Raw genomic sequence first — 13797 nt, 5'->3', positions numbered from 1 at the left:
GCTCCGGATTCAGGGGCGCGCCTGGCGGTTGGCTGCCAGCACTTGCTCGAGCGGCGCCAGGTGTTCAGCCAGGAAGTCACGCAGGCTTGCCCGTGTCTTTTCCACGTCCTCGTCCACCGGTGCATAGATCATTAGCGATGCGCCGTCGTCGCTTTGCTGCAGCAGACGGACTTTCGCCTGCAGCAGCTTGCCAGCATAGTCGCTGACGATAAAGCCGCCATCGACCCAGTACCATTGCCAAACGAGAAGCTTGCCGGAAGCGCCCTGCAATTGGGCCTCGCGCATTGCCAGGGACCGGCCGTTCAGCATTTCCTGGCGGGTGGTGCTGGAAATACGGCGCCAGTTGGGGTCCTCGTCGCTGACCAGGCGGTTTTGCGTATTGATCAGTTCGGAGTCGTCATCCTGGTTGCGGTAATACAGCAATGTAAGCCCGGCTTGCTGGTTGCCTTTGCGGAAAAAATGGGTGAGCTCGGCATTGGGTTTCTGGAAGTACGGCTGCCACCTGGTAAACGGCGTGCCTTCTTCCCAGCGGGGCTGAAACCCCGACAGATTTGCCTGTTCCTGTTTTGCGCCGGTGCGCTCGATGTAATAGCCATAGGCAGGCCAGAGGGCCATGCAGGCAATGGCAGCGACGGCGGCGCCAGCAATGCGGCGAGTCTGTGCCGGGACGACGCGTGCACCTTCGGCGGTATGCGGTGCAGGGCTGGCTGGCGCCGGCGTGTCTTCGCGCCAGAAACTGCCGATCCAGAACATCAGGAACATGACCAGGCCAAAGAACAGCCAGCCGTAGATCAGGTGGTCCACGCCGACGGCCAGCTGCATGCCGCTGAAATGGCCGATCATGACGATCATGAAGGCGCGTAAGCCATTGGCGAGAATTGGCACCGCGATCGAGACCAGCACGAAGAGCAGCCGCCGCTGCCATGAACGGTAGGTCAGGTAGGCATACAGGCAGCCCAGTGTCACCGAGGAAATCAGGTAGCGTACGCCGCTGCAGGCTTCCACCACTGACCAGTCGCCGGAGGGCAGGGAGAAGTTATTGCCTTGACGAAGAATCGGGATGCCGGTCAACTCGACCGCTGCTACCGTGAAATTTGCCGTCAGATTGATCAATGGATCGATGAAGGCGTCGCCAAACGGTACCGCGAAGAGCAGAAACGTCAAAGGGAATGCCAGTTGCCAGGACAGGCGCAAGCCCAGCACGGCCACGGCAGCTACCGGGATCATGGCGACGAATGCATATTGCCGCACAACCTGGACGTCTCCCAGGGATGCCAGCAGCCAGCCAAAGCCGCATGCGGCCAGTACTGGCAATGCCGGCCACCAGGGCGCCGGCGTCAGAGGTGCCAGTCGCCCGCGCTCGCGCCAGATCAGCCACAGGCTGATGGGCAGGATAATGTAGCCGTGGGTAAAGGTTTCGGAACTGTTCCAGATCGAAACGATCGAGCGCGCGGTCGCAAAGTAGATGACGAAGGGCGCGAGCATCGCCGGCATGGCGCAGGCGATCCAGAGTCGCGATGGATTATGGACGGTTGAATTCACCGGGCAGCCTTTCGTTGCGGGTAGGCGGATGCCTGGGGTGTCGTGGAAGTGTGCGGCCCGGCTGTGGTGTCGCCGCCTTCCAGCAGGGCTTCGACGGTTGCCAGGTGGGCTGGCCAGGCATATTGTGTCAGCACTTTTTCCCGCGCCCGGCTTCCCAGTCCGGGAACCGGTTGCGCGAGCTGGCGCAGCAGTGCGGCAATGAACGCTGCGGCATCCGCCGCCAGCAGCACTTCCTCGCCAGCACAGGCAACAATGCCTTCCAGCGCCTGCGGCGAAACCACGACTGGCCTGGCCATGGCCATGGCTTCCAGCACCTTGTTCTGGATGCCTCTGGCGATGCGCAGTGGCGCCACTGCTGCAGCTGCATGGGCCAGATAGGGGCGCACGTCCGGTACCGTGCCGGTCACGCGCACGCCCGGCTGGCTGGCAAGCGCCTGGACCTGTGGCGTCGGCCGGCTGCCGACAATATAGAAAACCGCGTGCGGGCGCTGCGCCCGCACGCCGGGCAGCACTTCGCGCACAAACCATTGCACGGCATCGACGTTGGGCCAGTAATCCATGGCACCGGTAAAGACCAGTGCCTCTTCAGATGTTGCGAAGGGGGTGGCAAAGTCGTGCGCTGGCGAGAAATAATCGGCATCCACGCCATTGCTGAAGTAGCCGATCTTTCCAGCGCTTTCCGGCGCCATGGAGCGGAACAAGCCCGCTTCTTCGGGTGAAACAAACAGAGATGCATCAAAGGATGCTGCCACACTGCGTTCGTATTCCAGCAACTTGCGGGCTTCGCGCTGGTAAATCCATTTCATTGGCCAGGATTTGCTGGCGGCGTACTGCGCCCACTTGTCGGAATCCACATCGACGAAGTCGATCACGCGCCGGATTTGCCGGCCTGGCGATGCTGCCGCTGGCACTGGCGGCACGAATTGCGCCATGGCAGAGGAAAATACCAGGATCTTGCTGACCTGCCCGCTTTGCAGGGCCTGGCTGACCCACGATTGCAGGCCGGTGTTACGGTAATAGTCCAGCGTCAATGGGCGGCTGGCGAGCAGGCCGCCCAGGCTGCGCAGCCGTGCCTGGCGCGGCGCGAGGGCGGCAAAGTAGGTTGATGTGCAGACCTTTTTGACCGTGTCGATGTATTGCCAGTCATTGACATCATCGACGAAGCTGCCGAGGTGGACGTGATAGCGCTGTGCAAGTTGCCGCAACAAATGCCAGGAACGGATTTTGTCACCCTTGTTGGGGGGGTAGGGAATGCGGTGTGCCAGGAAGAGAAGATGCTCCATGCCTCACCCCAGGTTCTTGACAATGTGCGGGCCGATCCGGTTGGCCCAGGCCAGCGGCATGCGCTGCCACATCTTGATGAACAGCTGGTACTTCGGATTGAGCGGGTTGGTGTCCGGCACCGCTTTCGATGCATGCAACTGGTACTCGTAATGCAGGGGCGCAGGCTCGAAACCCCAGTTCTTTTTGAAATCGTATGAGCCAGTGCCGAGCTTGCTGCGGCCAAAGTCGAAAATGCGGTAGTGCCTGGCACAGGCGCGGCGCATCAATTCCCAATACATGAAATCGTTGCCTGCAACGGCGCGCGCTTCATCGGTGCCGCCGCCATAGTAGGGCAGGACTTCATCGCGGAAGTAAAAACTCATGACGGCACATACCGTGCGGCCTTCGTTGGTGATGACCAGCAGTTCGCAATCGTCGGCGAAAACTTCCTTGAGAATGGCGAAATATTTTTTCGAGAATACCGGCGTGCCGAGCCGGTGCACGCTGGTCGAATAGGCATGGAAGAAGCGTTCGATATTGCTGTCGGTTTCACTTTGCAAGCCAGCCTTGATCCCCTTGCGTACCATGGCGCGCTGCTTGCGCGGAATCGCCAGCATGTTTTTTTCTTCGTCCGGATCGATTTCCTTGCGAAAGGTTACGTACAACGGCTTCGCCGTCCAGTCCGCATGCCGGGGTTCCAGGTTGCGATATTCAAGGTGACCGACGCGCAGCTGTGCAGCCAGCTGTTGCGCTGCCTCGTCGAGCATCTGCCGGGCAGCGTCAGTCGCAGCGGCAACGCCGCCATAGACACAGAACGGCAGCGAAGCGAGGGAATGTCCGAACAGGCGGCTGTTGATCTCTGCCAGCGGCAAGACGCCCTGGATTTCTCCTGCCGATTCAACGAACAGGAAATGGGTATGGTGGCCGAACGCGCGTTCGATGACGCTTTTCCAGCCGGCGCGGTGAAAGAAAGTCGCTTCCGGGCAGTTTTGCACGAAAGCGTCCCAGCGCGCCGTATCGGCCTCCTGCAGCTGCCGCAATTGCAGCGCGGAGCTGCTGTCAGAGTGGGCAATGGGGGCGGGCGATTCTGGGGCTGAAATCAGGGCGGCGTTGGCTGTATTCATTTTTGTGTCAGAAAAATGTTGTCCATGCGATCCCACTGAAAATCACGTGTCAAGGTCTGCAGCCGCTGTTCCATGCGGCCAAGGTTGATGTAATGGCGAAAGCGCGTTTTCATGCCGATGCCTGCCTGGCGCGGCTGTTCGTGATCCAGCTCCCATGGATGGAAATAGAAAATCCCGGGCTTGCGGTCGTCGCGGTTGACCTTTTGCAGGAACCAGCGTGACAAGGCATATGGAAAAAAGCGGAAGTAGCCGCCGCCGCCGGCAGGAAAGTTGCGTTCGAACATGCGCACCGTCGTGACGGGCACTTCCAGCAACGTGCCAGGACCATTTGGGTAGAACGAAAAGCGCGGCGCATCCGGCATGCCGTAATGGTCATGCCGGATCGGGTAAATACTGGAACTGTACTGGTAACCCGCTTCCTGCAAGACATCCAGTGCCCACAGGTTGTTGCTACCGATGGAAAAGCTCGGCGCCCGGTAGCCCAGCACCTTCTGGCCGCCGATATCCTCGAGTATTGCCTTGCTGCTGCCGACATCTTCGCGGAACGCTGCTTCGCTCTGGTCAGAGGCGCGCAGGTGGCCGTAGCCATGGCTGGCCAATTCATGGCCACCGGCGACGATGCGCCGGACCATGGCTGGATAGCGCTGGGCGATCCAGCCCAGCGTAAAGAACGTCGCCTTGACATTCTGTTGCTCGAACAGCGCCAGGATGCGGTCGATGTTGCGCTCGACCCGGCAGGGCAGGCTATCCCAGCTTTCTCGCGCGATGTGCGGCGCAAAGGCTGAAACCTGGAAATAGTCCTCGACGTCCACCGTCATTGCATTGCGTATTGCTGTGCTCATGTCAGATCAAGCCTCTTCTTCGGGGGTCTTGCGTGCACGCGGCGTCGAGACGATTTTCTTGACTGCATCCAGGATCGACACGACCGAACGTTCCATTTTCGACAGGCGCTCGTTCATGTTCTCCAGCACGGGAAGGGTTTGCACCGGTGCGGGAATTGCCGTTTCGTTACCGACGCCATGTTGCTCTTGTTCGGGGGGGGGCGCCGCATCTTCGGGCAGGGCAAATTCCTGCTGGATATCGGCGATCACCGACGCCACTTCAGTTGCGTCGAATGCGCCCAATTCTTCCAGATAGCCCATCAGGAACAGGCGGTCGCACAGCGTATTGATGCGACGGGGAATGCCGCCGGTGTGGGCATGGATGGCAATGAACGCTGCATCGCTAATCGCCGGCGTGCCTTGCCAGCCCACCGTCTGCAGCCGGTGTTCAATATAGGCTCTGGTTTCTGCGGCGTCGAGCGGCCCGAGATGATAAGAGGCGATGACCCTTTGTACCAGTTGCTGCATGCCGCCGCCAAGCAGGGTCTTGCGGAATTCCGGCTGACCGAGAAGGAAGGTTTGCAGCAGCGATGCCTCGCTGGTCTGGAAATTCGACAGCATGCGCAATTCCTCGACGGCGCGCGGCGTCAGATTCTGGGCTTCATCGACTACCAGCAGGGCGCGCTTGCCTTGGGCGTGGCATTGGCGGAAGAACTGTTCGAGGCGATTCAGCAAGACCGACTTGCTGGCGTCTTCGAAGGCCAGGCCGAACGCGCCAGCGACCATGCGCAGGATATCGTCGGAATCGACATGGGTGGTGACGATCTGCGCCGCCTGGATCTTGTCCGATTCCAGTTTGGCAAACAGGTTGCGCATGAGCGTGGTTTTGCCTGCGCCGATCTCCCCGGTGATGACGATGAAGCCTTCCCCTTGCGACAGGCCATAGTCAAGGTAGGCCATGGCGCGCTTGTGACCCTTGCTGCCATAGAAAAAATGCGGGTCCGGCTTCAGCTGGAAAGGTTTGGCGGACAGACCGTAATATGCTTCGTACATGGTGCCTCGTGCCGCTAGAAAGTCATTAATAGGGAAGCGGTGACGGCGTTCTCGCGCACGTCCCGTCCAGGCTGGTTGAACTCTTGCTGGAGACGGCGGAACTCCAGCGTGCCTTTCAGCTTGGGATGGTAGCGCCGCGTAAGGGCCACTTGCCAGGTGCGGGTATCAGTGACCAGGCCAGTCGAAAACGACTCGGCCCGTGATTGATTCGCCCCCAGGCTCAGGCTGCTGCGCGATGTCGGATGCCAGTTCCAGATGGCGCCGATGCCGCGCTGGTGCGTGTTGTCCTGCAACGCGACGTTGGCAGTGCCCAGCAAGGCGCTATCGATGGTGCTGGCGGTAAGGGCATTGCGGTTCGTGTCAAACACGCTTAGCAACAGGGTGTTTTTTGCGCCATTGAGCGCGACCGAACCTTGCCAGCGCTTTTCCAGGAATACGCGGTTGGTCAGCGAATTGATCGGCGTTTTCAGGAGTGCAGTCAAATCCGCAAGTACTTGCGGATCCAGCCCTGGCGTTTGTTCCAGCTGCGTGATGAATCCCTGGGTTTCCGGCGTGACCGGCATCTGGAACTGGGTTTGCGTGGTGCTGACCTGGTCGCTGAACCCCAGACTCCAGACTGTCCTGCGGGTCCGGTGCCTGGCCGAAAGTGAATACGACTGGCCGTAATAGCGATGCCCGCCGCTTGCCTCCAGATTGGTTCTGCTTGTAGGGGCCCAGGAAACGCCCGCCTGCCAGAAGCTGCCTTGCGGCTTGGTTCCCAACGACAGGTAATTGCTTTTTTCGTAGCCGACGCTGGAGGTCAGGGCAAAGCGAGACGTCAGCAGGTAGCGCAGGCTCGCTGCAGTTTCTTCGGTACGCAGCGAATTGGCGTTATCGTAGTCAGTATCCTGCCTGCTGTAGCGCCAGCCCCATCCAACAGTACGAAAGGCCGTGCCGCTGTCCACGCTGAGACGGATGCTGTCGCTGTTGCTGTCCAAAAGTCCGCCGGCATTGCTGGTCGTCGAGTCATGGCTGTAACGCATCTCTGCAACCGCTGCGCTACCGAGGCGATGGCGCAGGTAGGGGCTGACACTATAAGTCCGCACATCGGTGCGGTTGCCAATCTGGTTGGCATTGCTGAATGCTTGGGTATCAAACGGCGAGATGGGTTGCTGGCTGACGGATGCCTGGCCGTTCAAAAAAAAAAGTTGATCGACCAGTTCTGCGTCAGCGACGCCGCTGAACTGGTGGTTGCTGCTGAAATTGCCCTGCCTGCCATAGGCAAAATTCTGCATCTCGTAGTTGGCACGAACTTGCAGTCTGGGGCCGTCGCCGGTGATCGTCAGTCCCGGCGTCACCTGGGTAATGAACTCGCTTCTTTCCGTGCCGGCGGGGGTCAGTCGCACGTTGTCGCTATAGATTTCCGTCAGGCCCACGCGGGGCGTGAACTTCCATTCTGCTGCAGTGGCATGGGGCGAGGCGAGCAGGAGCAGCGAGGCTAGCGCCGATGCAGTCGTTACTTTCGGCACCGGGAGCGTGCTCCGGATATGGCCTGGATTAGTTATAGTAGCGACCATAATATTCTTCGCCTGAGAATCCCCGGGACTTGTTGTAGATCAGGTTGACGTTATCCTGTGAACCGATCTGGCGCAACACCGCCTTGACCGCATGCTGCGTGGTTTTTTCGGCTTCCACAACCATCACGATCTGCCCCATCTGGCTGGCGAGGACACGCGATTCGGTGGTCAGGAGGACTGGCGGTGAGTCGAAGATGACGATCCGGTCAGGATAGCGCCGGGCAATCTCATCGAGCAGGCGGCTCATGGACTGGCTTGCGAGAAGTTCCGTCGCATGCCGATGGCTTTTGCCGGCGGGGAGAAATGTCAGGGAATCGATATTCGTCCTTAGCATGACGTCGGCCAGATCGAGTTTGTCGTCGAGCAAGACATCCATCAGTCCGGCGTCATTTTTCAAGCCCAGGAAATGGGGTACTGAGGGGCGTGCAACATCGGCATCGACCAGCAATACCGTATGATCCATTTCCATGGCAATGCTGATTGCGAGATTTACTGCGCAGAAGGTCTTGCCTTCGCCAGGCAGCGAACTGGTGACCATGACGAGGTTGCCGTGACCGGAGGCGATCCCGCTCGAGCGGTCGAATGCCTTTTCGATCAGCGGCCGCTTGATGAGGCGGAATTCCTCTGCGATCGGCGTTCTGCCGCCATCTGGCGTGACCATGCCGAGGTTGTGCAGGCGCTCCAGGTCGATGTTGACACGTTTCGAAGTTTGCCTGGGTTGCGTATTGACGGCGGGTGCCGCAGGCACGTCGTCGACTGCGGCGGCTTGAACAGGCATGGCAACAGCCGCCTTGGCTTCCGGCGGTTTTTTCTGAGCCTCAGCGGCGCTTACAATGATCGGCGTACGCGGCGCTTCTTGCTTGCCTTGCCCGAGCTTGCCGATCGCTTTTTCGATTATGCTCACGCTAAATCCTCATAGTCATCGCCGGCTGCATCCAGGCAGCGGCGCGCATCGTGCATTGAATTCTTTTGGTTGGACTTCGTCGACACTAGGACCGCAGGAGCGCAAGCGACAGCGCCCCGCCATACAAGACAAGCAGCGCGGCAAACGACATGCCGAAGGCAATCAGCCTTTTCTTGCGGCGCTGCTGTTCTTGCTTGGTCCAGATCATTGTCACCGTCCCCAGTATCGGCAATCCGGTCTCATTGCGCAGTTCGTTCTGGCTCAGGAACGTCGGCCGGATCTTGCTCATCAAAAAGGCAAACGCTATGCCGGCTGCCAGCGCACCTGCCAGCAAGCCCGAAAACAGCAAGGCCCGCTTCGGACCAGTAGGTTGCAGCGGCAGGGTAGGCGGGTCGATCACCCTGAAGGTCATCATTTCCGTGGTCGCACTCAATTCGCCTGAAAGCTTGGCAGCTTCGCGGCTGCTGACCAGCTTTTCATAATTGTCCTTGTTGACCTGATAGTCGCGATTCAGCTGCGCAAGCTGGGTTTCGATTTCCGGCGCCGCCATGCTCATTTCCTTCAGGCGCGCGACACGTGACGCATATTCATCCACGCGCGCGCGCATCGATGCCGCCCTGGCTTCGGCGGCGGAGAGCGATACTTTCAGCTGCTGCAGCATCGGACTGTAATTGGCCCCGGGATCGCTACTCGTTCGTCCAAGTTTGGCTTCCTCCGCCTTGCGCGCTTCCAGTTGGGCGATCAGGCGCCTGGTTGAGACGATGTCGGGATGCTGCTCGGTAAATTGCAGGCGCAGGGAATCCAGGTTCTTGTTCAAGGCGATGATCCGTTCGTCGATTTCCGGATTGGCCAGTGGGGCCGTGGCCGCAGATGCGCCGCTCGCGCCTGTGTCGCCGGAGATCTGGCGCTTGATCGCATCTCTTGCCTGTTCGGCTTCCCGTAATTCCAGGCGCGCCTGGTTCAGGCTCTCCGATACCTCAAACAGCTTACTGCCATAGTCGCTGCCCTGACGTGGCAGCAAACCCATGTGCTTCAGTTTGAAATCCTTCAGCGCATTTTCCGCTGCCGCGAGCTTTGCTTCGTACGTCTTGATTTGCTCATCGATGAACTGGATTGCCTTGTCTGAATCGTTTTTTTTGCCGCCGAAACTGCCTTCGACAAAGATGGTGAGCAAGGATTGGACGACGTCCTTGGTGAGCCTGGGATTTTCCCCGGTATAGGAAATGGTATAGATGTCGTTCTGGATCGTGCCGTTGATCTTGATCTTGGCAATCAATTCATTGATCAGCTTTTCCTTTTCCTTGTCGGCGCTGGTCTTGATATCCAGATCGACCATGCGGATTACCCGCTCGACATTGGGTCTGCTGAGGAGGGTGCGGCTCATGATGGAAACTTGCTGCTCCACATTGGGCACGCTGGTCATGCCGGACAGCAGCGGCTTGAGAACGCTTTGCGTGTCGACGAAAACCCGGGCTGAAGACTGATAAGTATCCGGCAGAGTGAAAATGACGACGCTGCCGGCGATGGCGACCAGCCAGGCGATAGCCATTGCATACCAGCGGTATTTCGAGACCCCTTTTACCACGGTCATTAGCTGCGATACCAATTCGTCCATCTTGCCAGATTCTCCGTAAGGGACAGGTCACTACCCATGTGCCACGGCGGACGGTTCGGGCTCTGGCAGGTTGTGCCATGTTCCCGCGCACGCGCGTTCTGATGAATAACGGTGTTGCCAATTTGAAATCCAAATGTCGCCGAAAATATAACATTTTTGCAGTAATGCAATTGTGTAATTTTGCATTATTTATCAGTTTTTCTTTAATTTCCTACTCTGTAGACTGTTAAATTTCCATACGGAAAGTTAATTGTAATTATTTGACTGAAATTCACAATTTGCGACAATAAAAAATTGGAATTTCATGTTTTCTAGGAAATTTTTATCTTATGTTAATGGTAACATCGTGTTGTAATACTATTGCCAATTGGCATGCGCGGACAGATCGTGTCTACTCTCCTACCGGAAAAAGGAAACTCAAGTGAAAGTGCTTTTTCATGACCTGTTGAAGTTGCTGGGCACGGCGTTGGGCTGCCTGGTCATTTTGGTTGCCAGCGGTTGTAGCAGCGCTCCGCAATTGCCTGCTTCCGCGGAGGCGGCACCGTCCGCTCCGCGCGATTATCTGATTGGCCCGGGTGATACCGTCAGCGTTACCGTGTGGCGCAATCCGGAAGTGTCGATGTCGGTATCGGTGCGCCCCGACGGCAAGATCACGACCCCCCTGGTTGAAGACTTGACCGCCAGCGGCAAGACGCCAACCCAGCTGGCAAGGGATATCGAAAAGGCCCTCGCCAAATTTATCCAGCAGCCAGTCGTGACGATTATCGTCACGGGCTTTGTCGGCCCGTATAGCGAACAGATCCGCGTGATCGGCCAGGCGGCCAAGCCGCAGGCACTGCCTTACCGGCAAGGCATGTCCTTGATGGATGTGCTGATCGCCGTGGGTGGCGTCACCGAGTTTGCAGCCGGCAATCGTGCCAATATCATCCGCAACGTCGACGGCAAGCAGCAACAACTTGCCGTGCGCCTGAACGATCTTATCCGGGACGGGGATATTTCAGCCAACGTGCCGGTGCAGCCAGGCGATATCCTGGTAATCCCGGAAAGCTATTTTTAAGGGGGGTGGGGAGGTGCCGGTTGCAGTCTAGACCAGTACTTCCAGCGCCTTCGGATGGCTGAGAAACCCGGCGGGGCTGGCGCTGGCGCCATAGGCGCCCGACTGGAAAACGACGATCAGGTCGCCGGGTTCGGCGACCGCCAGTTCCATGCGTTCTGCCAGCACATCCAGGGGTGTGCATAGCGGACCGACGACCGAAACGCATTCCTGCGCCTGTTCTTCCATCTTGTTGCCGACGGCGACGGGATAATTCTTGCGGATGACTTGCCCGAGATTGCCGGAGGCGGCGAGGTGGTGGTGCATGCCGCCATCGACAATCAAAAACACCTGGCCGCGCGACACCTTGCGATCGATGACGCGAGTGACATAGATGCCGGCTTCGCCGGCCAGATAGCGGCCGAGTTCCAGCGCGAGCGCCGTGCTGCCCAGCTCAGCATGCACGCGTGGCAGCCAGCGGGCCAGATTTTCCGAAACCAGTTGCAGGTCCAGGGCAGTTTCACCGGCAAAATAGGGGATGCCGAAGCCGCCGCCAATATTCAGCAGGCGGGGCGCCTGGCGGGCATGGGGCGCCAGCTGCAGGGCCAGTTCAAAGGTCCGGGACTGGGCCTCGGCAATGGCGGAGGCATTCAGGCTTTGCGATCCGCTGAAAATATGCAATCCATGCCAGTCGAGGCCGTAATCGGCGATACGGCGCAGCAAAAGCGGCGCCTGTTCTGCATCCACGCCGAATTGCTTGGGGCCGCCGCCCATTTTCATGCCAGATGACTTCAACTCGAAATCCGGATTGATGCGCAACATGACTTGCGGCCGCAGCCCCAGCGACTGGCCAATGCGATTGACGCTTTCCAGTTCGCGTGCCGATTCCAGGTGGACCAGAGCGCCCGCGGCAATCGCTTGCGAAAGTTCAGCGTCGGTCTTGCCGGGGCCAGCAAAGCTGATGCACTGCGCCGGCATGTTGGTATCCAGGGCAACGCGAAGTTCGCCGGCGGACGCCACATCGAGGCCATCGACAAGGCCGGCCATGTGCTGCACCACTGCCGGCATCGGGTTGGCCTTGATGGAATAATGGATGCGCAGATCCGCGGGCAGCGCGGCGCGCAGTTCCTTTACGCGTGTAGTCAGCAGGGCGCGGTCATAGGCATAAAAGGGCGTGGCGCCAACCCGCTGGGCCAGTCGCGGCAAGGAGACACCGCCGATGTGCAGGCAGCCTTCGCGCACCGGGAAGTGCGATTGCGGGGCATGCCGAGGTTTGGTGCTATTCATGCCTGTGCCTCATTGTCAAAAAAGCCGGAGAACGTGGCCTGCAGCGCCTTGCGGTCGATCTTGCCGTTGGGGTTGCGCGGCAAGTCCTGGTCGTCCAGGGCAATATGCGATGGCACCATGTAGGCCGGCAGCCGGCGCCGGCATTCCTGCAGCAGAAGCTCCGCGGTGACGCTTGCATCGACGGGCTTTGCCGCGACCACGATCGCCTGGCCGAGCGCCGGATGGGGCACGCCGAAGGCGGCTGCTTCCGTCGCCATCCCAAGCGCTGCGATGATTTCCTCGACTTCGTTCGGGCTTACGCGGTAACCGGAGACCTTGATCATGTCATCATGGCGACCGACGAAATACAGGAAACCTTCGTCATCCATCCTGACCTTGTCGCCAGACCACACGGCCATTTCCGGCAGTGGCAGGCCGCAGCCCTCATGCGGCAGGGGCCGGAAGCGCTCCGCTGTGCGCGCAGGATCATTCCAGTAACCGAGTGCGACAAGCGCGCCGCGATGCACCAGTTCCCCGGTTTCGCCGGCCGCGCAGGCAGAGCCGTCCGGGCGCAGCACCATCACCTCGGCGTTCGGAATGGCGCGTCCGATCGAGTCGGGACGGCGGTCCAGTTCATCCGGTGGCAGGTAAGTGGAGCGGAATGCCTCGGTCAGGCCATACATCAGGAACACCTTCGTGGCCGGCAGCGCCTGGCGCAACAAGGCCAGCGTCGCCTGCGGCATGGCGCCGCCCGAGTTGGTGATGTAGCGCAGGGACGCCTGTTGCGGCCAGGTTTGTCGGGCCAGCTGCATCCACAAGGCGGGAACGGCTGCCAGCCCGGTAATGCCATGTTCCGCCACCGCAACGGGAATATCGCGCGGCAGCAGATAATTCATGAGGACGGCAGAAGCGCCGACCTGAAAAGCCGTTGTCAGTTGATTGAGGCCGTAGTCGAAACTCAATGGCAATACCGACAGGATGCGGTCATCGCGGGAATTATCCAGGTAGGTGGCAACGCTGTCGGCGCCGGCGACAAGGTTGCGGTGCGAAAGGATGACGCCTTTGGGCTGTCCGGTGCTGCCGGAAGTGTAGAGGATGGCTGCGATGTCGCCATCGATCATGCGGTGCGCCTTGCGCTGGCCTGCGGCGGCGCCGGCCAGCAGGTCGTCCCAGGCGAGAACTTCGGTCGATGAAGCGCGGCGCGCGGGCGCTGTCGACCCTGTGGTCACGACAATACGCAGCTCGGGGCAGGCGATTTCCACGCCCTCCAGCATGGCCAGCCGCTCGGGGCTTGTCACCAGCATGCGCACGCCGCAGTCGCGCAATATATGGGTCAGCTGCGCCGGCTTCAGCAGCGGGTTGACCGGTACGAATACGGCTCCTGCTGCAGCGGCGCCAAACATGGCTGCCACGCCTTCCAGGCGTTTTTCAAGATAGACCGCGACCCGCTCGCCGCGCTGCAAGCCCAGCCGGAGCAAGCCTTGCGCAAACGCCTCCAGCGCGGCGCCAAGCTCGCCATAGTTCCAGCGCTGCTGGACGCAGGCCAGTGCCGGCGATTGCGGGGCATGCATCGCATTGTGAAGGATCGCGTCGTGCACAAGATGGAACATCGGCATGGCT

11 protein-coding genes are annotated in these 13797 nt (G+C 59.7%); 1 reads left to right on the top strand and 10 read right to left on the bottom strand.

Going from position 1 to position 13797, the window contains the following annotated elements:
- Positions 1–9: 9 nt before the first annotated feature.
- From xrtA to EKL02_RS15110, 8 genes are all read right to left on the bottom strand, one after another.
- Positions 10–1542 (bottom strand): exosortase A, encoded by a 1533-nt coding sequence (gene xrtA / locus EKL02_RS15145; RefSeq protein ID WP_241687729.1) that lies wholly within the window; start codon positions 1540–1542, stop codon positions 10–12.
- Positions 1539–2825 (bottom strand): TIGR03087 family PEP-CTERM/XrtA system glycosyltransferase, encoded by a 1287-nt coding sequence (locus EKL02_RS15140; RefSeq protein ID WP_128902812.1) that lies wholly within the window; start codon positions 2823–2825, stop codon positions 1539–1541. Before EKL02_RS15140 ends, xrtA begins: the two co-directional genes overlap by 4 nt.
- A gap of 3 nt (positions 2826–2828) precedes the next feature.
- A complete protein-coding gene (locus EKL02_RS15135) occupies positions 2829–3929 on the bottom strand; it encodes a FemAB family XrtA/PEP-CTERM system-associated protein (protein ID WP_128902811.1) in 1101 nt (366 codons plus the stop codon).
- The gene (locus tag EKL02_RS15130; protein WP_128902810.1) at positions 3926–4771 is read right to left on the bottom strand and encodes an XrtA system polysaccharide deacetylase; all 846 of its coding nucleotides are present in this window, start codon (positions 4769–4771) and stop codon (positions 3926–3928) included. The genes EKL02_RS15135 and EKL02_RS15130 overlap by 4 nt, the downstream gene beginning before the upstream one ends.
- Before the next feature lie 6 nt (positions 4772–4777).
- Positions 4778–5803, bottom strand: coding sequence for an XrtA/PEP-CTERM system-associated ATPase (locus EKL02_RS15125; protein ID WP_128902809.1), 1026 nt, complete (start codon positions 5801–5803; stop codon positions 4778–4780).
- A 14-nt stretch (positions 5804–5817) separates the two neighbouring features.
- Positions 5818–7359 (bottom strand): TIGR03016 family PEP-CTERM system-associated outer membrane protein, encoded by a 1542-nt coding sequence (locus EKL02_RS15120; RefSeq protein ID WP_128902808.1) that lies wholly within the window; start codon positions 7357–7359, stop codon positions 5818–5820.
- Positions 7340–8263 (bottom strand): XrtA-associated tyrosine autokinase, encoded by a 924-nt coding sequence (locus EKL02_RS15115; protein WP_164932037.1) that lies wholly within the window; start codon positions 8261–8263, stop codon positions 7340–7342. Before EKL02_RS15115 ends, EKL02_RS15120 begins: the two co-directional genes overlap by 20 nt.
- A gap of 85 nt (positions 8264–8348) precedes the next feature.
- A complete protein-coding gene (locus EKL02_RS15110; protein ID WP_347232089.1) occupies positions 8349–9812 on the bottom strand; it encodes an XrtA system polysaccharide chain length determinant in 1464 nt (487 codons plus the stop codon).
- A gap of 487 nt (positions 9813–10299) precedes the next feature.
- Here EKL02_RS15110 and EKL02_RS15105 point away from each other — a divergent pair, with 487 nt between their 5' ends.
- A complete protein-coding gene (locus EKL02_RS15105; protein WP_241687728.1) occupies positions 10300–10935 on the top strand; it encodes an XrtA/PEP-CTERM system exopolysaccharide export protein in 636 nt (211 codons plus the stop codon).
- 27 nt (positions 10936–10962) lie between these two features.
- On the opposite strand, the gene EKL02_RS15100 is transcribed toward EKL02_RS15105, so the two are convergent.
- Positions 10963–12198, bottom strand: a complete 1236-nt coding sequence (locus EKL02_RS15100; protein ID WP_128902806.1) for a pyridoxal-dependent decarboxylase, exosortase A system-associated — start codon at positions 12196–12198, stop codon at positions 10963–10965.
- Positions 12195–13787 carry an acyl-CoA ligase (AMP-forming), exosortase A system-associated gene (locus tag EKL02_RS15095; protein WP_128903532.1) on the bottom strand — a complete coding sequence of 531 codons (1593 nt, stop codon included), beginning with the start codon at positions 13785–13787 and terminating at the stop codon, positions 12195–12197. The genes EKL02_RS15100 and EKL02_RS15095 overlap by 4 nt, the downstream gene beginning before the upstream one ends.
- Positions 13788–13797 lie beyond the last annotated feature (10 nt).

It is taken from the genome of Janthinobacterium sp. 17J80-10 (assembly GCF_004114795.1).
Lineage (GTDB): Bacteria > Pseudomonadota > Gammaproteobacteria > Burkholderiales > Burkholderiaceae_D > Paucimonas.
The sequence above is the reverse complement of the archived record's forward strand: the minus strand, read 5'-3'. Positions and strand labels throughout refer to the sequence as shown.